Raw genomic sequence first — 21,604 nt, forward strand, 5'->3', positions numbered from 1 at the left:
CCCGCCTACTCTGCTGCCGAGAGGCCAACCGTCAAAAGGTCGGCCGAGGCTTTCCAACTCGCCGGGTCTTCGCTAAGCGCATGGCTGGCTTCGAAGGCGATGGAATCGGCCACCGGCGCGCCCGAGGCGGTCGGAATCTCAAGCGCGATCTGGGCCAACTCTTCCTTGAGCGCGGGCGCATCCACATCCGCGCCCTCAAGCAAACTGTCGCGGATTTCGGTCAAACGCGGCGCAAAGGGCTCGATCGCGCCATCGTCGGGACGGGTCTCGATGTAGGTGCGAATTGCCCATGCGGCTTTCTGGCCCAGAACTTCGCCAAAGGCGGGCATCTTGGTGGTGCCGTCCTGGGTGTAGCCGAACTGGAACCGCTCGACATACCATTCATCGCCGTATTCCTCGGCCTCCAGATAGCGCAGATCGGGGGCAAGCCCGCCCGACACGGCGCCCAAGCCATGGCACCGCGCGCAGTTCTGCGTGTAACCGGACGCGCCGATCTCGACAGCTTTTTCCCAGGTCTCATCGCCCACCGCCGCCGCGCGATAGGGGTTTTCGATCAACCATTCCTCGCCCACCTCGGGCAAAGCATCGGTATTGACCGCCTGCGGGGTCACGTCGCCATGCGCCAAGGCCATGGTCGCACTCGTGATGCCCACAATGGCGAGTGTGAATGTGCGTTTCATCGGTCTCTCCCTTGGGTTCCTCTTTGACTTTGTGTAGCGCGCAACGCGTCAGCCCCCCTATGCGACCTTGGTCCCTCTCGCGCGTCAAAGGCCGCAAAACCGCCCCCGACCATGGTCGTATTCCCCCAAAGGCGCGCGCAGCCCTAGCCTGAGATCGGGAGGACGACGGATGCGCGCATGGATCACAGGAGCATTGTTTTGCACCGCAGTTCTGGCAGGGGCAGGGGCGGCGCAGGCCGAGGTCCGCGTGCATGTCACCTATCTGCGCCACGAAGCCCCGCCGCGCGTGGTTTTGTCGAATCTCGACCCTGTTCCCGCTGATCTCGGTCTTGCGGGGGCCCAACTTGGCCGCCTTGAGAATGCGACGACGGGCCGGTTTCTAAACCAGAGTTTTACGCTCGATATCCTCTCTATTCCTGCGCAAGAGGACATTCTCGTGCCTGCGCGCATCGCTTTGGCGCGCGGGGATATCCTGCTTTTGGACATGGCGGCCAGCGATCAAACCGCCATCGCCGATCTCGACCCGACCACCTTGATGTTCAACGTCAGCGACAGCGGCGATGCGCTGCGCGGCGCGCAGTGTCGCGCCAATATCCTGCACAGCGCGCTCTCTGCACGCATGGAATCCGACGCCCTGATGCAGGTGTTGTTGTCCAAGCGCTGGACACGGCTTGCGCTGATGGCCGGGCCGCGCCCCGATGATCACAGCCTTGCCCAACTCTACCGCGACAGCGCGCGCAAATTCGGGTTGAAGATCGTGGATGAGGTCGCATGGACCTTTGACACCGATCTGCGCCGCGCCGCGAACACCGAGGTCGCCCTGTTGACCCAGGGGCTGAAAGCCCATGATGTGTTACTCGTCGCGGACGCGGCGGATGATTTCGCGCGCTACATTCCCTTCAACACATGGGACCCGCGCCCCGTCGCAGGCCGCGCGGGTCTGAGCGCGCAGGGCTGGTCACCCGCGATGGAACAATGGGGCGCAGCGCAGCTGCAAGCGCGCTTCGAGGATCTGGCGGGGCGCGATATGGCCCCGCGCGATTACGCCGCCTATGCCGCCATGCGCAGCATCGGCGAGGCCGTGGCGCGGATCCAAACCAGCGATCAGGGGCGGATCAGAGACTATATTCTTTCGCCCGACTTCGAACTTGCCGCCTTTCAGGGCCGCCCCCTGTCCTACCGCCCCTGGGACGGTCAGATGCGCCAGCCCGTGCCCGTCGCGACGACACGCGCGCTGGTCGCCTCCGCGCCCCTCGACGGCTTCGAGCATGCCCGCAACCCGCTCGACAGTCTCGGCGTGGATGCCCCCGAAACCCTTTGCACCGCGTTCAAGGATTAACTCATGTGGCGTTTGTCTGCTCTTTTGCTCATTTCCCTGCCCCTGTCCCTTCAGGCCGGTGAAATCTGGATCACCAATGAAAAGGATGACACGATTTCCGTCATCGACACCGACACGTTGGAGGTCACGCGCACCATCGCCACCGGCGAGCGCCCGCGCGGCATCACCTTTTCCAAAGATTTTACCCGCGCCTATGTCTGCGCCTCCGACAGCGATGCGGTACAGGTGATCGACGTGCAAAGCGGCGACATTCTGAATGATCTTCCCTCCGGCGAAGACCCCGAACAATTCGTGCTTCACCCCGATGACCGTCACCTGTGGATCGCCAACGAAGACGATGCAATCGCCACCGTCGTGGATGTCCAAACCCATAAGGTCGTCGCCCAGATCAATGTCGGGATCGAACCCGAAGGCATGGCCGTCTCCCCCGATGGCAAGACGGTTGTCAGCACCTCGGAAACCACCTCCATGGCGCATTGGATCGACACCGAGAGCCATGAAATCTACGCCAACTCGCTTGTCGATGCCCGCCCGCGCCACGCCGTGTTTACCAGCGATGGCGCGCAGCTTTGGGTCAGTTCGGAAATCGGCGGCACCGTCAGCGTGTTTGACACCGCCGATCAAAGCCTCATCACCAAAATCCGTTTTGAAATCACCGGCGTCCATCCCGATTTGATCCAGCCCGTCGGATTTGAATTCACCGCCGATGGCACCCGCGCCTTCGTCGCACTTGGACCGGCAAATCACATCGCCGTTGTCGATACGGCGACATTCGAGGTCACCGACTATCTCTTGGTCGGGCGGCGGGTCTGGCACATGGCATTCTCGCCCGATCACAGCAAACTCTTCACCACGAATGGCGTCAGCGGCGATGTCACCGTGATCGATGTTGCCACGCTGACGCCGATCAAATCCATCAAAACCGGACGCTACCCCTGGGGTGCGGCGATGCGGCCCTGACATGTCCTTGCAGATCCGCGATCTGACGCAAAACTGGGGCCAAAAGCGCGCGCTGGACGGGGTGGGCTTTACCCTTGAAGCAGGCGAATTCTGCGCCCTCCTCGGGCCGAACGGCGCGGGAAAGTCAACGCTCTTTGGCCTGCTGACACGGCTTTTTACGCCAAAACAGGGTCACATCTCGATCGCAGGACACGACCTGAGCCGCGCCCCCGACAAGGCGCTTGCCTCCTTGGGGGTGGTGTTTCAACAGCCGACCCTCGACCTTGATCTGACGGTCTGGCGCAACCTGCTGTATTTTGCAGGGCTGCACGGGATCAAGGGGGCGGCTGCCAGAACGGCGGCGCGCAGGGCGCTCGAGCAGCTCGGCATGGGCGAACGCGCCGATGAAAAGGCGCGTGATCTGAATGGCGGGCATCGCCGGCGCCTTGAAATCGCGCGCGCCCTGCTGCATCGCCCCCGCGTGTTGCTGCTTGACGAACCCACCGTCGGGCTCGACGCGGCCACGCGCCACGCGCTGGTCAGCCACGTCCACGCTTTGGCGCGCGAAAGGGGCATCACCGTGCTCTGGGCGACGCATCTAACGGATGAGGTAGCGGCGGAGGATCGGCTGATTGTGCTGCATCAGGGTCGCATTTTGCGCGATGGTCCCGCTGGCATGACGGGGGCGCAATTGTCTGACGCCTTCTTGGCGCTCACCCGAAAGGCGGTGCCATGACCCATGCCCTCTGCGCCCTCGTTGCCATCTGCCACCGCGAATTTTTGCGCTTTTTGGGCCAGAAAGGGCGGCTGGTTTCGGCGCTGGTGCGTCCGCTCGTCTGGCTTTTGGTCTTTGCCGCCGGATTTCGCGCCGCACTGGGCCTGTCGATCACCCCGCCCTATCAAACCTACATCCCCTATGAGACCTACATCGTTCCGGGTCTGGTAGGGATGGTCGTCCTGTTCAACGGGATGCAAACCTCGCTTAGTCTGGTCGCGGATCGCGAAGTGGGCACGATGCGGCTGTTGCTGAGCGCGCCCCTGCCGCGCTGGTGGCTGTTGCTGTGCAAACTGACCGCAGGTGCGCTGATCGGCACCCTCCAGGCCTATGCGTTTTTGATGATCGCCGCGCTGTTTGGCATCGGCTTTGCCCCGCTGGCCTATCTTGCCGCACTGCCCGCGATACTCGCCGCCGCGCTGATGCTCGGCGCTTTGGGGCTGGCGCTGTCCTCGACGATCCACCAGATGGAAAACTTCGCGGGGGTGATGAATTTCGTCATCTTCCCGATGTTCTTTCTCTCAACCGCGCTTTACCCGCTGTGGAAAATGGCCGAAAGCGCGCAAATCCTGCACGCACTCTGCGCGGCGAACCCGTTTTCCCACGCGATAGAGACGATTCGCTTCGCGCTGTACCTGCAAGCGAACGCAGGCGCAGGCGCGGTGGTCCTTGTCAGCTTTGTGGTGTTTTTCGCACTTGCCCTTTGGGGCTACGATCCGGCGCGCGGCCTGATCCGGCGCAAAAGCTAAACCAGCCGCGCAGGCCGTCCGGCAAGGCGTAAAATGCGGGTGGCAAGGCGGCTCGCCTCTGCCTCGACATGGGTGACGATCAGCGTCGCGATGGGGCGCGCGCGGTGCAGCCCCTCGAAAAGGGCCATCATCTCGTCGGCCATGTCGGAATCGAGGGACACGAACGGCTCGTCCAGCAGCAGCACATCGGGCGTGGCCGCAAAGGCCCGCGCCAGCGACAAGCGCCGCTGTTGACCCAGCGACAACTGGCCCGGAAAGCGATCCGCACAGGCGCCCAGCCCGACACGTTCGAGCCAGCCCTGCGCGGTTGGCGCGTCGATTTTGGCAAGAAGGCGCAGATTGTCGCGCGCCACGCGCCAGGGCAATAAAACGGGTTCCTGAAACACCATGCCGATGCGGGGCGCACAGGCGACACGCCCGTCAAAATCCGTCTCTAATCCGGCGATAACGCGCAGGATCGTGCTTTTGCCGATGCCCGAGGGACCGCAAAGCGCAACGCATTCCCCCTGCCCCAGTTCAAAGCGGATCGCCCCCAACACGGCGCTGCCCCCCACGCGGGCCGCCGAAATGTCAAAAGACAGGGCACGCGTCGCGCCCTGTCTGGTCATTTCGCTTAGGGGCGTTCCCACGCGTCAGCCCGCCGGCTGGTAGAAAACGCCCTCGGGCAACGTCGTTGCCCCCCCCGTCAGATCCGCGCCGCCAAGGCGGGTCATCAGGTCCAGCATTTTGCCCGCTGCCGCTTCGGAAATCGGCCCGTCAGCCGGAATCCCCGCGATCCAACCGGCTTTGAGCGCCTCGAATTGCGCGTCGGTGTCTGCATTCATCTGGGCGCGCAGCCGCTCCCATGCGGCACTATCGTTGCGCAAAAGCTCTTTGGCTTGCCGCGACGCAGCGGCCATGCCGGCGACGATTTCAGGATGATCGCGCAGCACCTCGCCGCGCACCACATAGCCCAAAAGCGGCGTTTCAGGGTCCAGCCCCAGCGCCAAGGCCGCCTGCGACACCGACATCAACAGGCGCATCCCCGACGCTTCCATCTTGGCACCGAAATGCCAGAAATTGATCGCCCCGTCCAATTCGCCGCCGGTCGCCGCTTTGAAAATCAGCGGCGGCGCGCCAAACACCTGTTCGGTCTGCCCCGCCAGATCAAAACCCGATTGCTGATCGGCAAATGCGCGCAGGATCAGCCAGCTTTTGTCCAGCGGACCGCCCGCGATCCCGATCTTGCCGCCCGCAAGGTCACCGAGCGACTGCGCGGGACTGTCGGCGGGCACATAGATGCCGCCCACGGCCTTGGAATAGGGCAAAAACACCAGATCCTGCCCCTGCGCCCGCTGGCGCGCGACCCAGAGCCAGTCGGAGACGATCATATCGACCTCCCCCGCTTGCAAGGCCACATCCGAGGCGGCTTTGCCGGCAACATCCATCACCTCCAGCGCAAAGCCGTTGGCGGTGTCAAAACCGTTGTGGCGGATGGTATCGACTTCCCAAGCGACCGTGCCCGACATCTGCAAGGCCGCGCGCAATTTAGGCATATCGCCTGCCACAGTGTCTGCGGTGGCGCTAAAGGAAACGGACGCCAGCAGCGCCGCAAACCCGAGTGTGATTTTCATGTTGTCCTCCCTGACTGCCCTCACGATAGGCCCGCCTTGCCCGCCCCAGAAATACGACCAAAGGCGCAAAATGCGTGTCAACGGCCTCGGGGTCGTACGACCAATCGCCAATTTGAGCCCGCCCGCCCCGGGGTGAACATAAGGCACCCCCGCGCGGCGCGCTGGCGGGTGATCAGGGAGGACACCAGATGACTAAATTCGCAACCACATGGGCAAGCACGGCGCTGGCCGCTGTCTTGTCGCTTAGCATGACCGCCAGTGTCAGCGCGGGCGTGACCGAGGAAGACCTCGCCAACGACCAAATGACCCCCAACGACATTCTGACCAACGGCATGGGGCGCGATCTGCAGCGCTATTCGCCGCTCGACACGCTCAACAAGGACAATATTTCCGGCCTCGTGCCCGCATGGGCCTTCAGCTTTGGCGGGGAAAAGCAGCGCGGGCAGGAAACCCAGCCGCTCGTCTATGACGGGGTGATGTATGTCACCGGCTCCTATTCGCGCCTTTATGCCATTGACCTGAAAACCGGCAAGGAACTGTGGCAATATGATGCCCGCCTGCCCGAAGGCATCCTGCCCTGCTGTGACGTGATCAACCGCGGCGGCGCGATTTATGGCGACAATATCTATTTCGGCACGCTGGACGCGCGGATCGTCGCGCTTGACCTGAAAACCGGCGATGTCGTGTGGAACAAGAAAATCGCCGACTACAAAGAGGGTTACAGCTACACCGCCGCCCCGCTTATCGTGAACGGTCTGGTGGTCACCGGCAATTCGGGTGGTGAATTCGGTGTGGTGGGCGAAGTGCAGGCGCGCGATGCCGAAACCGGCGATCTGGTCTGGACCCGCCCCGTGATCGAGGGCCACATGGGCACGCTCAACGGTGAAGAAAGCACGATGACGGGCGAACTCAACGCCACCTGGCCCGGCGACATGTGGAAAACCGGCGGCGGCGCGACCTGGCTTGGCGGCTCCTACGATGCCGACACCGATACGCTGGTCTTCGGGGCGGGCAACCCCTCGCCGTGGAACTCGCACCTGCGCGGGGCCGGCACCCCGACCGAAGGCAACACAGGCGACAACCTTTACGCCGCCTCCCGCCTTGGCATTGATCCCGCGAGCGGCGAAATCAAGTGGCACTACCAGACCACCCCGCGCGAAGGCTGGGATTTCGACGGTGTGAACGAGGTGATTCCCTTTGTCGACAAGGACGGCAACAAACGCTTTGCCACCGCCGATCGCAACGGCTTCTTTTACGTGTTGAACCGCGAAGACGGTGCTTTCGTGCAGGCGACACCCTTCGTGCAAAACATCACCTGGGCCAGCGGGATCGGTGAAGATGGCCGCCCGATCTACATCGAAGAAGCCCGTCCGGGCGACCCCGCTGCCGCCGCAGACGGCGACAAGGGCGAAATGATCTTTTCCGTGCCCTCGTTCCTGGGCGGCAAAAACTGGATGCCGATGGCCTATAGCCAGAAATCGGAACTGTTCTACGTGCCCTCGAACGAATGGGGCATGGACATCTGGAACGAGCCGATTTCCTATAAAAAGGGCGCGGCCTACCTTGGCGCGGGCTTCACGATCAAGCCGATTTTCGAGGATTACATCGGCTCGCTCAAGGCCATCGACCCCAACACGGGCGAGATCAAATGGGACTACCACAACGAGGCCCCGCTCTGGGGCGGCGTGATGACCACCGCGGGCGGTCTGGTGTTCTTTGGCACGCCCGAGGGGGAATTCAAGGCGCTCGATGATGAAACCGGCGAAGAACTGTGGTCCTTCCAAACCGGTTCGGGCATCGTCGGCCAGCCCGTCACCTTTGAAATGGACGGCGAGCAATATGTGACGGTCGCCTCGGGCTGGGGCGGCGCCGTGCCTCTCTGGGGCGGGGAAGTCGCCAAAAAGGTGAACTACCTCAACCAGGGCGGCACCGTCTGGACCTTCAAACTGCCCAAACAGCTTGCCGCGCTGAAATAAGCCTGTTTCAGGCTGGATGAGAGACACATTGCGCCTGCCCTTCGGGGTGGGCGTTCTGCTATGGGCGCCCCTTTTGCCGCGCGCCGCGCATTCGACCTTTCGGTAATGGCGTGTTTGCGAACTGGTGGTATTCTGGACCCGTACACAGTGAAAGGGCGCATCATGAACCAGACCAGTGGCATCCGCGTCGAGGGCGGCCTGAAATCGGCGCTGATCGTCGATGATCATCCCCTGTTTTGCGATGCTCTTTCGATGACCCTCAGCGCGGCGGTCGGCTTTGACACGGTCGAAACCGTGGGGCGTCTGGATGAGGCCATGGACCATCTGGACGGGGCCCCTGCCCCCGATGTCATCATCCTTGACCTCAACCTGCCCGATGTGAACGGGCTGGACGGTCTGGTGCGCCTGCGCAACATGGTCCCGACCACGCCGATCGTCGTGGTCTCCTCCATGTCCGAACCCATGCTGATCCGCTCGGTGATCCGTGTCGGCGCTGCCGGATATGTGCCCAAACATTCCTCGCGCGAGGTGTTTCGCGAGGCCTTCGACCACATCGCCAAGGGCGCGGTGTTTGCCCCCGAAGGCGCACTTCCCGAGGGCGATCTGCGCAATCTGCCCCCCTCGCAGTCGGAAGAGGCGCTGATCCGGCTGAGCCATCTCACCCGCCAGCAGGCCAAAATCCTGCAACTGATCTGCGCGGGAAAAATGAACAAGCAAATCGCCTATGAATTGACGATTGCCGAAACCACCGTCAAAGCCCATGTCACCGCGATCATGCGCAAGCTGGGCGTCCAATCGCGCACCCAGGCCGTGTTGATGGCGATGGAAGCGAATTTCGACAATCTCTTGCCAGATACATGAAACCATCGCACCATCACCGGTCTCTGGGGAGGAGAGCGTCGATGGACACATCACAGGATTCGGGGCCGGACACGGCCCCCGCCGTTGCGCGGTTTACCACGCCCTTGCCGCCACGCGACCTTGTGCCGACCGTGCGCGTGCCCGCCGACGCCCCCGATGCGGCGCTGCAAATCGCGCGCGGACTGGGCGCTGGCCCCTTCTCTCTCGTCACCCTGTTCATCTCGCCGCAGGCCGATTCCCAATCCCTGAAACGCCAGCTTAGAGACGCATTTCCCGTCACGCGCATCATGGGCTGCACCACAGCGGGTGAAATTTCCGACCTCGGCTATGACGAGGGAAGCATCGTCGCCGTCGCCTTTCCGGTCGAACATTTTGGCGTTGAAACCATCCTCATTCCCGACCTCAACACCTGCACGTCCCGCGATCTGGTCTCCAACCTCATCCGCACCCGCCAAACGCTGGCGCGCCGCTATCCGCGCTGGGGGCAGGAATTCGCCTTCCTGCTGGTGGATGGCCTCTCGGTGAAAGAGGACGAACTGACCGCGGCACTGGCCTCCGGCATCGGCCCCGTGCCGCTGTTTGGCGGCTCGGCGGGCGATGGGGTGCGCTTTCGCGAGACCTTCGTGCTGACGGGCGATCAACGCCTGCAAAATGCCGCCGTTCTGGCCTTTGTGCGCACGGATTGCCGTGTGAAAGTGTTCAATTTTGATCACCTGATCCCCACCGATCAACGCATGGTCGTGACCGCCGCCGATCCCCAAAACCGTATCGTGCGCGAAATCAATGCAGAACCTGCCGCGCGCGAATACGCCCGCCTTCTGGGCAAAGACCCCGAACAACTGTCGCGCTTTACCTTTGCCGCCCATCCCGTTGTCGTGCGCATGGGGGGGCGCCACCACGTGCGCGCCATCCAGAAGGTCGCTGAAAACGGCGATCTGGTGTTCTTTTCGGCCATCGACGAAGGGCTCGTCCTGACGCTTGCCCAACCCAGCGACATGGTGGCCCATCTGGAGGGGGCTTTTGCGGGCCTCTCGCGCGACTTCGGGCCCCCTGCCCGCATTCTTGCCTGCGATTGCATCCTGCGGCGACTGGAGGCAGAGGAAAAACAAGCCAGCGGCGCGCTGTCGGACATCCTCAAACGCTACAACGCGCGCGGCTTTTCGACCTATGGCGAACAGCTTGGGTCGATGCATGTCAACCAGACCATGACCGGCGTTGCCATCTATCCGCCCAGCGACACGTGAGGCCCGCGATGACACGCCTGTCCGATGCCCTGATCAACCCCGCCGACAGTCCCGAACGCCGCACCGAAAAGCTGTTGTCGATCGTCGATGTCCTGATGCGCCAGGCCGAGCAAACCAACGACGACCGCGGCGCGGCCTATGCCCAGTTCCAACGCGCCGCGTTGCTTGAGGAACAGGTGCGCGAACGGACCATGGATCTGGAGCGCGCGCTCGATCTGCTCAATGAATCAAACGCCCGCCTGTCGGAAGCCAACCGGCAAACGGAATCGGCCAGACGTAATCTAGCAGGCGCGATAGAGACTGTTCAGGACGGGTTTGCTCTGTTTGACTCCTCCGATGTTCTTGTTATGTTCAACTCGCGTTTCGCTACCTTCATGCCCGATATTCGCGCCGAGCTGACCCAGGGCATCACCTTTGAACACTATGTCGAACTGGTCAGCCGCTCGCGCTATCTTGCGCTGACCTCCGGCGAAACCGCCGATCTCTGGGCCGACCGGCGCAAATCGCGCCACCACGAACGCCACGTCATTTTCAACGTCCATCTGATCAACGACCGCTGGATTCAGGTCAGCGAGCATAACACCTCGGACGGCGGGACGGTGATCCTGCAAACCGACGTGACCGACATCATCCTCAACGAACGCGAAGAACGCGGCCGGATGCTCGACGATCAGGCCAAGATGATCGGCGCCACGCTTGAACACATCAGTCAGGGTGTCTGCATTTTCGATGGCAACCTGCGCCTTGCGGGGTGGAACAAGCGACTGGGTCACATGCTGGGCATTCCCATGACCCGCTTGCGCATCGGGGCCTCGGCAGAGACCCTATTGGCCCGGTTCGGCTCTGATCTGCCCTTCGGGGACAGGATGACCGCAAGCCGTCTGCTGGCGTGGGTCGCCCTTGAAACGCCCCGCCCTGCCCTGTCTTTCGAACTGAAACGCGGCAACCAGGCGATCCTCGACGTGCTGGCCGAGGAAATGCCCGACCGCGGGTTTGTGATGAGTTTTACCGACATCACCCGCGAGCGCGATGCGCTGACGGCGATCACCCGCGCCAATGAAACGCTGGAGGCGCGCGTGGTGGAACGCACGCTCGACCTTGAGGACGCGCTATCGCAGGCCGAACGCGCCAATGCCGCGCGCTCGCGCTTCGTGGCAGCCGCGTCTCACGACCTGTTGCAACCCTTGTCAGCGGCGAAGCTCTTTGTCGCCTCTGCGGGCGACGGGGTCACTGATCCCGCGACGCAGGCTGTCCTTGGCAAAGCGCAAAATGCGCTCCTGAGCGTGGAATCCATCTTGGGCGCTTTGCTCGACATTTCGCGGCTTGAATCGGGCCGCGCTGCGGTGGACATCGCGCCTGTCCCCTTGGGGCCATTGCTCGCGCAGCTCACCGATGAATTCCTGCCAAGCGCGCAGGCCAAGGGCATCGCTTTGACGGTCGTCCCCTGCAAAGCCGTCGTCGAAAGCGACCCCACCTATCTGCGCCGCATCCTGCAAAACCTGATCGGCAATGCCATTCGCTACACCAAAACCGGCCGTGTTCTGGTTGGCCCGCGCAAGACGGCCAGCGGCATCCGGCTGGAAGTGCGCGATACGGGGCCCGGCATTCCCGTTGAGGAACAACAGGCGATCTTTCGCGAATTCCATCGGGTTGGCGGTTCTGCCTCGGCTTCCGTCGGAATGGGGCTTGGGTTGGCAATCGTGGACCGCGCCTGCGCGCAGCTTGGCCACCCGCTCGATCTGTGGTCGCACCCCGGCAAAGGCACCTGTTTTTCCGTCGAACTTCCCCGCTCGCAGTTACGCGCGGCAAATAGCTTTGTGCCGCGCGCTGTCCCCGCGGGGACGGGCGAAAGCCTCAATTCCGACTCCATCGTGTTGCTCGTGGAAAACGACGAGGAATTGCGACGGGCGATGTGCCTCTTGTTGGAGGGGCGCGGTGTGTCGGTGATCGAAGCGGCCTCGGGCGAAGAGGCCTTGGCGCTGCTGGGCGAACTGGGCATCACGCCCGACATCTTGATGGTGGATCAGCAACTGGGTGAGGGCATGGATGGCATCGACACGATCCTCGAACTGCGCGCAGGTTGCGGCCCGCAGCCCGCGCGTCTTGTGACGGCAAACCGCACGCAGGCCGTCAGAACCAAGGCCGAGCGGGCAGGGATCAAGATCCTGTTCAAGCCGATTGACCCGCAGGAAATCGACAGGTTTCTCGCGACCCCCGAGTGAACGTCCCCGCGGGGACAGGCAACAAAAAAGACCCTATTGCGGCCAATAGGGTCTTCTTAATTGGCATAAACTCGCGATTACTGATCCAGCGCGGCGAAGAAGGCCGCAACGGCCGCTTCCAGTTTTTGCGGATCGCTGGAGGCAAAATTGACCTCGGCGCGGATTTCAATACGCCCCTCCGTCGCAGCGCAGCGCGCCACCCCCAGCGGGGTCGCACAGCGAAACGTGGTTTTGGCCGAACGCTCGGAAGGGGTAGGGCCCGGCGCAGGTTTAACGGCTGTCTCCGGCTCGGGCTGCGCTTTGAGTTTCAGGAAATCGCGCAGCACTGCCAACTCGGCCTCCGGCGTCGTCGGCATGCGCGCGGTCAGGGCGTTTCGCAACTGGGCCTGTGCGCCCACCGTGTCCGCCAAAAGCTTTTCAAGGTCCAGCCCCAAGGCCCGCGGAATGACTTCGGGAAACTTCAAATGTGACCCTATCCGCTGGAGTAGAGACGCAAAATGGCGGATGTAGCTGCGTTTCTGCCGCGCCGCGGAGCCATAGAGAGCGGCCACTGCCTCTTCGATCGTTTGCGCTTGCGTACCGTCATCGGCGACATAGGCGCGCGCCAGTTCGGCCATTTCGGCAAAGGAAATATCGCGCCGCACAAGGTTCTCATCGACCATGCGCCGATACAGCCCCTCAAGGGCCTCGCCCTTTGCCACCAGACCGGCGGGGATTTTGGCAAAGGCCTCATCGCCGGTTTCCTCGAACAAGGCGCGATAGGCGCTGAGACGGCGATAGCCCTGAACCAGTTCAAAGCCCGCCTCGGTTTGTTCGACGCGGATCGGGTTGGACAGGCCGATCTCGCGGATCGAGGTTTTCAACTCCTCCAGATCAGGGTCGCGCGTCACAGCGCGGTCGCGGGTGAGTTTGGTCGTCAAAATCTGGTCCAGCGGAATCAGATCGACGATCAATCCTTGCCGTTTCAGCCGCACATGTTCATGGGCCAGCTGGTCATTTTCGGCGCGGATCGCGGCTTCGGCGGCCTGGCGCGCGCGCAGCGCATCGGCGTTTTCGCTGATCGCGCTCGCCATCGGGCCGCGCCGCGTTTCCTCGCTTGGCGGGGCAGGGGGCGTCGCGTCGGAGGCGGGGGTGTCGGCTTCGGGAAAGTCGATGTCAAAGATGCGGCGTTTGCTCATTGGTCAGCCTCCAGTTTATCCCACGCGGCAATCAGATTGCCCCTGAATTCCTCATAGGCCTGATCGAAACTGGTGCGCGCGCGCCGCCAGGTTTCGCGGGTCATTTCGCGGTAGTCGATTTCATAGATCGACGACAGGAAGCGACCGGATTGCTCGACCGCGCGGGTCATTTCGATCGGGTTGGCGGCCAATCTATCGCCGAACACCTTGCTGAAAGCTGACTGCATCGCGCGGTGCAATTCGTTGTTCGCCTCGAAGCGGGTCAGCAGGAAGCGCACATCGAGGAAGGCCTTGGGCAATTGCAATGTCCCCGCGGGGACAATGCCGTCAAAATGGGACAGATCCTCAAGCGCCTCGCCAAGCTGACCGATAAAAGAGGTCGTGGAGTCATATTCCCAATAGCCCGGCCCCGAGGGGATATAGAGCACATCGGCGGCAAAGACCGCGTTCATCGACTGATAGCCGATGGCGGGCGGGCAGTCGAAGATGATCATGTCATAGGCATCATCAGGGATCGCATCGAGGTAGCGCGACACGGCGGCAAAGAACGACCACTCGGGGTTGAGATGGCGGTACTGCGCGGAGGCAAATTCCACGAAGGCCGCGTTGGCGCAGGAGGGCAGCAGGTCGATGGTGGGCCAGCTTGTCGGCTTGATGAAATCGGAGACGCGCAGGTCGCGCAGGCCCATGCCGGTCACCGAGGCCGGCAGGCGGCGTTGCGGCAGGGCGGCACCGGTTTCCGCGCCTTGGGTGTTCGCATTCATCCGCTCGGTCTCATGGATGAGATCGCGCGCCATCACCCCCCAAACGGTGTATTCCTCGGCGACATCAGTGATCCCCATCGAATGGCTGAGGGTTGCCTGGGGGTCGAAATCAACGCAGAGCACGCGATACCCGTCAAGGGCGGCGGCATGGGCGAAATGCAGCGCGACCGTGGATTTGCCCGCACCGCCTTTAAAGTTCGCGATGGCGGCGCGGATCGCGCGCTTGCCGGCAGGGCGCGGCGGCATCAGGGAGCGGCGGTTCACCGTCAGGCGGCGGCGCAGCTCGTTGATCTCTTGCAAGCTGTACCACCGCTGACGCCCGTCCTCCTCGACTTGCCCCTGCGGCAAGGAGGGGTCGGCGGCAAGGCGTCCGCGCAGGGTGGATTGGTTCACCTTGAAAATCAGCTCGCCGACTTCCCAGCTTGAGAAGCGGCGCAGGGTCTTTTCCATCTGCGGCGAAAAGGTTTGCTGTCGGATCCAGCCCTGCATCTTGAGGGACTGTTGCTGAAGCCGTGCCAGATCTTCGTGGGTGTACATGCTGCCTCCTGTCCCCGCGGGGACGTAGATTATCGTTGCTTTCTTATTTACGCTGATTTCGTGCAGGACGCAAAAACGAATATTGCATCATTTAGCGTTTTCTGCGATTTTCTTTTTCGAAGACGGTGAAACGGGTGTGTTTTCAACCTGCGTTGCGCGAAAAACGGCCTCCTGCGATTCGCCATCCCGCGCTCACGGACAGGATTGGCTGTTCATTGGGCGGTGCATCGGCCAGTTCCCTGAGCAGGTCAATGGCGGTGTTATCGAACCGGCGCATCGGTGAAAACGGGGACATATTGCCCTGAATTGAGGCCTGAAGATCCCCTATTAGGGGACATTTTCACCGCAATAGGGGACAGGCTGAATGTCCCCCTCTACCAAAAACATACCTTCAAATTCTTTTCAGGTTTGGAGACGGGATTTGGTCAGGACCTGCGCTGGTCGGCTTTCGCTTGACAGAATCGAAGGTTCGGACGCAAATTAAGGAAGTGCTGCAAAGAACGCCGAGTTAACCCGAGATTAACCGGCTCTATGGCAACGCTACAGGCGTGACGGTGGGCAAAGAACGCGGTCACAGCGATGCACAAAGCAATCTGCCATCGCAGGCACATGAAATAACGGACCGAGCCTATCAAGGGCCAGCGCCAAGCGGAGGTCATCTTCCGCATTGAGGCAATATCCGGCGCTGCCGGAAACGATCGAGGGCAAAATGATCGTCAGCAGAACCACATCGAAAGCGGTCGGGCGCAATGCCTCCGTTTTGAAATATGATCTTCTCACGGCCATGGCAGCGCACGCGCTTGCTTTGGGCAAGCACGAGCAGCGGCTTGCCCTGCGGCTTATGGCGCTGATGACGGCGCGCTACAATTGGGCGCGTGACGAGCTGGCGATGGGCCAGCGCGATATCGCGCGGGTTTGGAATGTCGACGAGCGCACGGTCAAACGCGAAATGGCCAAACTGCGGGCGATGGGCTGGCTGGAAGTCAAACGGCAAGGCGCGCGCGGGCGGGTGACGGAATACGGTCTGGGCATTGCGCGCATCATCGAGGACACGCGCGACGCCTGGCCGCGGGTTGGTCCCGATTTCGAGATGCGGATGTCGGGCACGCCCGAAGAGGATGTCAAAGTCGTCCCGCTTCCGGTGCGCGGGAAAGTGGTGGCGCCCGATCTTTCAAGCGGAACGGAATGGGCGCTGGCACAAGGCGTGTTGCACAGCGAGGATGCGGGCCTCTATGCGGCATGGGTGCAGGGGCTGGTGCGCGAAAGCCGCGCAGGCGGGCGACTCACGTTGCGCGCGCCGACCCGTTTCCATGCCTCCTATGTCAGCACACATCTGCAAGCCCGCCTTCTCAAGGCGCTGCGCGGCGTCGATGAGGCCGTGAGCGAAGTTGTGATTTCGGGCTGAAACAAGTCTCTGGAGGCCGGGTTAGGGTCACATGTTTCGTGCAGAGCCGACGGCGGGCCGTTGGATCTGCCGCAGATGGAAGGTGGTAGATATTTCGCGCGCAGGGGGCTAAAGCTGAGGGACACACCCGCGAGGCATGCAATGGTATACAAAGCACCCTTCCCGAAACCGACCCTTGATCCCAATCGTCTGGCGCGTCAGCTTTTGGCCCTCGCGATCGGGGCAATTGGCGGATATCTGTTCTTTTTGATCCATCTGCCGCTGGCATGGATGCTGGGCGCGATGAGCTTTTGCTTGATTGCCTCGCTTTTGCAGGTGCCGGTCCTAAGCCCCAACCGTATTCGCAACCCCATGGCGGGGGTGATCGGGGCGATGCTGGGCACCTCCTTCACGCCGGATTTTTTCAACGGCTTGCTGCATTGGACGGTGCCGCTGTTGTTGCTGATCCCCTACCTCGGCATCGCGACCTTCGCGGGCTATGTCTATCTGCACAAACTGGTGGGCTACGACCAGCCGACCTCGTTTTTTTCCGCGACCCCCGGTGGCTTGGTCGACATGATCATGATGGGCGAGGCGCGCGGCGGTGACGGGCGGATCATCGCCCTGATGCACGGCGCAAGGGTGTTTCTGGTCGTGTTGTTTTTTCCCGTTATTGTTCAGAGTGTTGCGGGCGTTGACCTTGGGGCTGTGACGCGCAACTGGACCTCGATGGCGGGGGTGGGCGCCTGGGATGTCGTGTGGTTTGTCCTCACGGTGCTGGTGGGGCAGGTTGCGGGGCACAAACTCGGGCTGCCGGCCTCCCATCTGATGGGGCCGATGCTGATTTCCGCGACGCTGCATTTGACCCATGTGACGGATTTTACCGTGCCAACGGCCGTCACCTCGGCGGCGCAGCTGGTGCTGGGCACGGCCCTGGGCGCGCGTTTTGCGGGAACATCGACCAAATTCATCCTCAAGGCATTGGGCGTCTCGCTTGGCTCGACGGTGATCCTTTTGACGATGACGGTCGGCTTTGGCCTGTTGATCGCGCAGGTAAGCGACATCGCCATCCCCGAAATCCTGCTCGCCTATTCGCCCGGCGGACTCGCGGAAATGTCGCTTGTGGCCTATGCTGTGGGGGCCTCTGTGCCCTTCGTCTCCGCGATGCACCTTGCGCGGATCTTTTTGGTGATCGCAGGGGCCATGCCCGCCAAGGCGCTGATCACGCGATTTGTGAAGTAGTAAGCCGCGATCCGACCGTGAAAATTGCGCAAATCGGCACGCCTGCGCATTGAAATTCCGTGCCAAAGATGGTTTGCACGCTGCAACCAGCGACAACCGCCCGTCAGAATTGGATATCCGATGCCTTTTTATCGTTCCCGCAGATCCACCCATGGCCGCAACATGGCAGGGGCCCGTGGCCTCTGGCGCGCGACCGGCATGACCGACAGCGATTTCGGCAAGCCGATCATCGCGGTGGTCAACTCCTTCACGCAATTCGTTCCCGGCCACGTCCACCTCAAGGATCTGGGCCAGATGGTCGCGCGCGAGATTGAAAAATCCGGTGGCGTGGCCAAGGAATTCAACACGATTGCCGTGGATGACGGCATCGCCATGGGACACGACGGCATGCTCTATTCGCTGCCCTCGCGCGAAGTCATTGCCGATTCCGTGGAATATATGGTCAACGCGCATTGCGCCGATGCGATGGTGTGTATTTCCAACTGCGATAAAATCACCCCCGGCATGATGATGGCGGCGATGCGTCTGAACATTCCGGTGATCTTCGTGTCCGGCGGACCGATGGAAGCGGGCAAAGTGACCATCGACGATCTGGAGCATTCGCTCGATCTGGTCGATGCGATGGTGGCCGCTGCCGATGACAACTATAGTGACGAAGAGGTCGATGCGATCGAACGTGCCGCTTGCCCGACCTGCGGGTCCTGTTCGGGGATGTTCACCGCCAACTCGATGAACTGTCTGGCCGAGGCATTGGGCCTTGCGCTGCCGGGCAACGGGTCGACGCTGGCGACCCATGCGGATCGCAAACGCCTGTTCCTTGAGGCCGGTTCGAAAATCGTCGACATCACCAAACGCCACTACGAGGGCGAGGAAAAGGGTCTGTTGCCGCGCGACATCGCGACGTTTGAGGCCTTCGAGAATGCCATGTCGCTTGATATTGCGATGGGCGGGTCGACCAACACCGTGTTGCACCTGCTGGCCATTGCCCATGAGGGCGAGGTGCAGTTCAGCATGGATGACATCGACCGTCTGAGCCGCAAAGTGCCGGTGCTGTGCAAAGTCGCCCCCGCCAAGGCCGATGTCCACATGGAAGACGTGCACCGCGCGGGCGGCATTTTCGCCATTCTGGGCGAAATGTATCGCGGCGGCTTTTTGCACGGCGATGTGCCCACGATCCATTCCGACACGATGGCGCAGGCGATTTCCAAATGGGATATCAAAGTGTCCAACGATCCCGAGGTGGACCAGTTCTACCGCGCGGCGCCCGGTGGTGTGCGCACCACGGAAGCGTTTTCGACCTCGAACCGCTACAAGGAAACCGACAGCGACCGCCAGAACGGCGTGATCCGCTCGGCAGAACACGCCTTTTCCAAGGATGGCGGTCTGGCCGTGCTCTTTGGGAATGTGGCCGAAGACGGCTGTATCGTGAAAACCGCCGGCGTCGATGACAGCATCCTGACCTTTACCGGCAAGGCCAAGGTGTTTGAATCCCAGGACGCGTCGGTCAACGCGATCCTGACCAACAAGGTCGAGGAGGGCGATATCGTCGTCATCCGCTACGAGGGTCCGCGCGGCGGTCCGGGGATGCAGGAAATGCTCTATCCGACGAGCTACCTCAAATCCAAAGGTCTGGGCAAGAAATGCGCCCTGCTGACGGACGGGCGCTTTTCGGGGGGCACCTCCGGTCTGTCGATCGGCCATGTCTCCCCCGAAGCGGAAGAGGGCGGTCTGATCGGTCTGGTCGAGACCGGCGACACCATCGAGATCGACATCCCCAACCGCACGATCCACCTCGCCGTGCCCGACAACGAACTGGCGGCGCGGCGCGAAGCCAAGGGCGATCTGCCCTGGGCGCCGGTGGAAAAACGCGAACGGGCGGTGTCGACCGCGCTCAAAGCCTACGCGATGCTGGCCTCCTCTGCGGCCAAGGGTGCTGTGCGGATTTTGCCCAAAACCTGATCGTTTCCAAACCCGCCCTCTGCCCGATTGGCAGGGGGCGCGGGCGGGGCGGTATCGGGGCGCGGTTTTTCGACAAGCGCCTGCAATTTAGGCGGAGTTCCCCTGTCATTCTGCACCCGCATTCGCGAAAAACGGCCCAAACTCAACGTCTTCAGCAGAATCTTGTGGCAGTGCAGCAAAACTCGCCATAATTGGACCAACGTCATGGCACTGTTACACGGGTGAGTCGTGTTGCAGGTGCCGGATGCACGGGAAAATTATAGGTTCGATGCCTGATACTTCAGTTCTTTTGCGGCCCGCTTGTGGCCGTTTCACTCGTCGTTCTGTCCTGACACTTTTGACAGGCTCCACCGCAGCGCTTGCCTTTGCGGGGCGCAGCTTTGCGCAGGAAACTGCCCCAGAGGGCCAAACGCCCGCTGCCGCCGATCCTGTTGTCACGCCGCCCGCCGCGCCCGTGGTCGAGGCCGCGCCCGAGCCACTGCCCTTTGATTTCGACTGGCTGTCGTCGCAGATGCAGGCCAAAGCGGGCCGCGCCTATGTGGCCCCGCCAAAATCGGCGGATGTGATTCCCGATCTGGATTACGACGCCTATCGTCTGATCCAGTTCAACCCCGAGGCCGCGCGCTGGCGCGATGAAAAGGCCCTGTTCCAGGTGCATGCCTTTCATCCCGGTTGGCTGTACCGCGAGACGGTGAATATCAACGAGGTTGTCGACGGCTTTCAAACGCCGATGACCTTCAGCACCGACGATTTCCTGTATTACAACGGCCTCAAGGACCGCGTGCCCGAGCATACCGATTTGCCCGGTGTTGCGGGCTTCCGCTTGAACACGCCGCTCAACCGCGCCGATATGTTCGACGAATTGGTCGCCTTTGTCGGCGCCTCCTATTTTCGGGCTTTGGGGCGGGGCAACAGCTATGGCCTGTCCGCCCGCGGGCTGGCGATCAACACCGGCCTGTCGGGCGAGGAAGAATTCCCGCGCTTTTCCGATTTCTGGCTGGTGCGCCCCGCGCAGGGCCAGACCTCGGTCCAGATTTATGCCGCCCTCGACAGCCCCTCGTGTACGGGGGCCTTCGGCTTTACCATCACGCCGGGCGAAGAAACCGTCATCGATGTCACGTCGCGGCTGTATTTTCGCCGCGATGTCGAACAGCTCGGGGTTGCGGCGCTGACCTCCATGTTCCTGTTTGACGAAAAGAACCGCGGCGATTTCGACGATTACCGCCCGCAGGTTCACGACAGTTCGGCGCTGATGGTGCAGCGCAGCGATGGCGATGTCTTGTGGCGGCCGCTCAACAACCCCCAACGCCTCGGCTCGTCCTATTTGAACGAACCCAATATGAAAGCCTTCGGCCTGATCCAGCGCGACCGCGATTTCGCAGACTATCAGGACGCGGGCGCCCATTATCAGGACCGCCCCTCGGTCTTGATCGAACCCAAGGGCGATTGGGGCACAGGGGCCGTGCGATTGGTGGAAATTCCTTCCGATCTGGAGGGCAACGACAACATCGTGTCCTTCTGGGTGCCCTCGAACAAACCCAAAGCCGGTGAAATGCGGGCCTATGATTACCGCCTGCGCTGGGGCGCTTTGGGCACGGATCGTGACGGGGATCGTGCCTGGATCGTCAACACGTTGGCAGGGCAGGGGGGCACCTCTGGCGTGTCCGATGTCGATCCCAAATTGCGCAAGTTCGTCATCGATTTTGACGGGGGGCTGATGGCGGGCCTCTCGAGCGCGGCGGCTGAGGATCTGGAGCCGGTGGTGACTCTCTCGGGCGGAAAAATTCAGCACATTGCCCTTTCAAAAGTCGATGGCACCACCATGTGGCGTCTGGTGATTGATGTTGACGGACAAAATGAACGTCTTGTGGAACTTGTGGCCCATGTCGCAGGTTTTGGTCGCAAGTTAACAGAGACCTGGATTTATCAATGGATGCGCAGCTCATGACGCCCAATTCCACGACACATTCCAACGAGGCGCTTGAGGGTATCGCCCGCCAGAACGACGTTCTGGCACGGGGCGCATTGCCCGAGGCCCCGATGGTTATGCAACGGCAAGTTCTTGAAGGCGCATCGTTTTCGGTGCTCGGCCTGTTGGGGGCGCTGGTTCCTGTTAAGGGCCGGATCGCGCGGGGCCGCTAA

Annotated in this window: 18 protein-coding genes; 13 read left to right on the top strand and 5 right to left on the bottom strand. The window is 62.0% G+C overall.

From position 1 onward, the window contains the following. Nucleotides 1-5: 5 nt before the first annotated feature. Nucleotides 6-680: a cytochrome c-550 PedF gene (gene pedF / locus AQS8620_RS03615; RefSeq protein ID WP_085835486.1), complete on the bottom strand. Its 675-nt coding sequence runs from the start codon at nucleotides 678-680 to the stop codon at nucleotides 6-8. Between the two features lie 169 nt (nucleotides 681-849). Here pedF and AQS8620_RS03620 point away from each other — a divergent pair, with 169 nt between their 5' ends. Genes AQS8620_RS03620 through AQS8620_RS03635 form a run of 4 tightly spaced genes read left to right on the top strand, consistent with a single transcriptional unit; the run spans nucleotide 850 to nucleotide 4,482 of the window. Continuing rightward, a complete protein-coding gene (locus AQS8620_RS03620) occupies nucleotides 850-2,019 on the top strand; it encodes a lanthanide ABC transporter ABC transporter substrate-binding protein PedA1 (RefSeq protein WP_085835487.1) in 1,170 nt (389 codons plus the stop codon). A 3-nt stretch (nucleotides 2,020-2,022) separates the two neighbouring features. Continuing rightward, complete coding sequence (locus AQS8620_RS03625; RefSeq protein ID WP_085835488.1) at nucleotides 2,023-2,979, top strand: YVTN family beta-propeller repeat protein; 957 nt, start codon at nucleotides 2,023-2,025, stop codon at nucleotides 2,977-2,979. 1 nt (nucleotide 2,980) lies between these two features. Continuing rightward, nucleotides 2,981-3,694 carry a lanthanide ABC transporter ATP-binding protein PedB/LutE gene (locus AQS8620_RS03630; RefSeq protein WP_085835489.1) on the top strand — a complete coding sequence of 238 codons (714 nt, stop codon included), beginning with the start codon at nucleotides 2,981-2,983 and terminating at the stop codon, nucleotides 3,692-3,694. Continuing rightward, nucleotides 3,691-4,482, top strand: a complete 792-nt coding sequence (locus AQS8620_RS03635; RefSeq protein WP_085835490.1) for a lanthanide ABC transporter permease protein PedC — start codon at nucleotides 3,691-3,693, stop codon at nucleotides 4,480-4,482. The genes AQS8620_RS03630 and AQS8620_RS03635 overlap by 4 nt, the downstream gene beginning before the upstream one ends. Here AQS8620_RS03635 and AQS8620_RS03640 read toward each other — a convergent pair. Together AQS8620_RS03640 and AQS8620_RS03645 are read right to left on the bottom strand one after the other, a co-directional pair. Beyond that, nucleotides 4,479-5,090, bottom strand: a complete 612-nt coding sequence (locus AQS8620_RS03640; protein WP_085835491.1) for an ABC transporter ATP-binding protein — start codon at nucleotides 5,088-5,090, stop codon at nucleotides 4,479-4,481. The genes AQS8620_RS03635 and AQS8620_RS03640 overlap by 4 nt on opposite strands. Before the next feature lie 24 nt (nucleotides 5,091-5,114). Further along, nucleotides 5,115-6,095, bottom strand: a complete 981-nt coding sequence (locus tag AQS8620_RS03645) for an ABC transporter substrate-binding protein (RefSeq protein WP_085835492.1) — start codon at nucleotides 6,093-6,095, stop codon at nucleotides 5,115-5,117. 248 nt (nucleotides 6,096-6,343) lie between these two features. Here AQS8620_RS03645 and AQS8620_RS03650 point away from each other — a divergent pair, with 248 nt between their 5' ends. From AQS8620_RS03650 to AQS8620_RS03665, 4 genes are all read left to right on the top strand, one after another. Then, a complete protein-coding gene (locus AQS8620_RS03650) occupies nucleotides 6,344-8,071 on the top strand; it encodes a PQQ-dependent methanol/ethanol family dehydrogenase (protein WP_143267415.1) in 1,728 nt (575 codons plus the stop codon). A 162-nt stretch (nucleotides 8,072-8,233) separates the two neighbouring features. Continuing rightward, nucleotides 8,234-8,932, top strand: a complete 699-nt coding sequence (locus AQS8620_RS03655; RefSeq protein ID WP_085835633.1) for a LuxR C-terminal-related transcriptional regulator — start codon at nucleotides 8,234-8,236, stop codon at nucleotides 8,930-8,932. A 41-nt stretch (nucleotides 8,933-8,973) separates the two neighbouring features. After that, nucleotides 8,974-10,176 (top strand): FIST N-terminal domain-containing protein, encoded by a 1,203-nt coding sequence (locus AQS8620_RS03660; RefSeq protein ID WP_085835494.1) that lies wholly within the window; start codon nucleotides 8,974-8,976, stop codon nucleotides 10,174-10,176. A gap of 17 nt (nucleotides 10,177-10,193) precedes the next feature. Continuing rightward, a complete protein-coding gene (locus tag AQS8620_RS03665) occupies nucleotides 10,194-12,398 on the top strand; it encodes a hybrid sensor histidine kinase/response regulator (protein ID WP_085835634.1) in 2,205 nt (734 codons plus the stop codon). A gap of 77 nt (nucleotides 12,399-12,475) precedes the next feature. Here the strand turns inward: AQS8620_RS03665 and AQS8620_RS03670 are convergent, their stop codons facing one another. Next, on the bottom strand, nucleotides 12,476-13,576 hold the full coding sequence (locus AQS8620_RS03670) for a ParB/RepB/Spo0J family partition protein (protein WP_085835495.1): 1,101 nt from the start codon (nucleotides 13,574-13,576) through the stop codon (nucleotides 12,476-12,478). Next, entirely contained in the window at nucleotides 13,573-14,877 is a 1,305-nt protein-coding gene (locus AQS8620_RS03675) for an AAA family ATPase (protein WP_085835496.1), read from the bottom strand. Before AQS8620_RS03675 ends, AQS8620_RS03670 begins: the two co-directional genes overlap by 4 nt. Nucleotides 14,878-15,586: 709 nt before the next feature. Between AQS8620_RS03675 and AQS8620_RS03680 the strand changes: the two genes are divergently transcribed. From AQS8620_RS03680 to AQS8620_RS03700, 5 genes are all read left to right on the top strand, one after another. After that, nucleotides 15,587-16,282: a hypothetical protein gene (locus AQS8620_RS03680; protein ID WP_085835635.1), complete on the top strand. Its 696-nt coding sequence runs from the start codon at nucleotides 15,587-15,589 to the stop codon at nucleotides 16,280-16,282. A 141-nt stretch (nucleotides 16,283-16,423) separates the two neighbouring features. Then, nucleotides 16,424-17,503 (top strand): AbrB family transcriptional regulator, encoded by a 1,080-nt coding sequence (locus AQS8620_RS03685; RefSeq protein ID WP_159453191.1) that lies wholly within the window; start codon nucleotides 16,424-16,426, stop codon nucleotides 17,501-17,503. A gap of 120 nt (nucleotides 17,504-17,623) precedes the next feature. After that, on the top strand, nucleotides 17,624-19,462 hold the full coding sequence (gene ilvD, locus AQS8620_RS03690) for a dihydroxy-acid dehydratase (RefSeq protein ID WP_085835498.1): 1,839 nt from the start codon (nucleotides 17,624-17,626) through the stop codon (nucleotides 19,460-19,462). A gap of 268 nt (nucleotides 19,463-19,730) precedes the next feature. Further along, complete coding sequence (locus AQS8620_RS03695; protein WP_085835499.1) at nucleotides 19,731-21,410, top strand: OpgD/OpgG family glucan biosynthesis protein; 1,680 nt, start codon at nucleotides 19,731-19,733, stop codon at nucleotides 21,408-21,410. Continuing rightward, nucleotides 21,392-21,604 (top strand): hypothetical protein, encoded by a 213-nt coding sequence (locus tag AQS8620_RS03700; RefSeq protein ID WP_085835500.1) that lies wholly within the window; start codon nucleotides 21,392-21,394, stop codon nucleotides 21,602-21,604. Before AQS8620_RS03695 ends, AQS8620_RS03700 begins: the two co-directional genes overlap by 19 nt.

The organism is Aquimixticola soesokkakensis (assembly GCF_900172375.1).
Classification (GTDB): Bacteria; Pseudomonadota; Alphaproteobacteria; order Rhodobacterales; family Rhodobacteraceae; genus Aquimixticola; species Aquimixticola soesokkakensis.

Bases quoted from the DNA above. Each gene is read 5' to 3' on its own strand.
- AQS8620_RS03625 (WP_085835488.1), top strand. From the start codon at position 2,023: ATGTGGCGTTTGTCTGCTCTTTTGCTCATTTCCCTGCCCCTGTCCCTT.
- AQS8620_RS03645 (WP_085835492.1), bottom strand. From the start codon at position 6,095: ATGAAAATCACACTCGGGTTTGCGGCGCTGCTGGCGTCCGTTTCCTTT.
- AQS8620_RS03620 (WP_085835487.1), top strand. From the start codon at position 850: ATGCGCGCATGGATCACAGGAGCATTGTTTTGCACCGCAGTTCTGGCA.
- AQS8620_RS03670 (WP_085835495.1), bottom strand. From the start codon at position 13,576: ATGAGCAAACGCCGCATCTTTGACATCGACTTTCCCGAAGCCGACACC.
- pedF (WP_085835486.1), bottom strand. From the start codon at position 680: ATGAAACGCACATTCACACTCGCCATTGTGGGCATCACGAGTGCGACC.
- AQS8620_RS03655 (WP_085835633.1), top strand. From the start codon at position 8,234: ATGAACCAGACCAGTGGCATCCGCGTCGAGGGCGGCCTGAAATCGGCG.
- ilvD (WP_085835498.1), top strand. From the start codon at position 17,624: ATGCCTTTTTATCGTTCCCGCAGATCCACCCATGGCCGCAACATGGCA.
- AQS8620_RS03680 (WP_085835635.1), top strand. From the start codon at position 15,587: ATGATCGTCAGCAGAACCACATCGAAAGCGGTCGGGCGCAATGCCTCC.
- AQS8620_RS03700 (WP_085835500.1), top strand. From the start codon at position 21,392: ATGGATGCGCAGCTCATGACGCCCAATTCCACGACACATTCCAACGAG.
- AQS8620_RS03695 (WP_085835499.1), top strand. From the start codon at position 19,731: ATGCCTGATACTTCAGTTCTTTTGCGGCCCGCTTGTGGCCGTTTCACT.
- AQS8620_RS03650 (WP_143267415.1), top strand. From the start codon at position 6,344: ATGACCGCCAGTGTCAGCGCGGGCGTGACCGAGGAAGACCTCGCCAAC.
- AQS8620_RS03660 (WP_085835494.1), top strand. From the start codon at position 8,974: ATGGACACATCACAGGATTCGGGGCCGGACACGGCCCCCGCCGTTGCG.
- AQS8620_RS03640 (WP_085835491.1), bottom strand. From the start codon at position 5,090: ATGACCAGACAGGGCGCGACGCGTGCCCTGTCTTTTGACATTTCGGCG.
- AQS8620_RS03675 (WP_085835496.1), bottom strand. From the start codon at position 14,877: ATGTACACCCACGAAGATCTGGCACGGCTTCAGCAACAGTCCCTCAAG.
- AQS8620_RS03685 (WP_159453191.1), top strand. From the start codon at position 16,424: ATGGTATACAAAGCACCCTTCCCGAAACCGACCCTTGATCCCAATCGT.
- AQS8620_RS03630 (WP_085835489.1), top strand. From the start codon at position 2,981: ATGTCCTTGCAGATCCGCGATCTGACGCAAAACTGGGGCCAAAAGCGC.
- AQS8620_RS03635 (WP_085835490.1), top strand. From the start codon at position 3,691: ATGACCCATGCCCTCTGCGCCCTCGTTGCCATCTGCCACCGCGAATTT.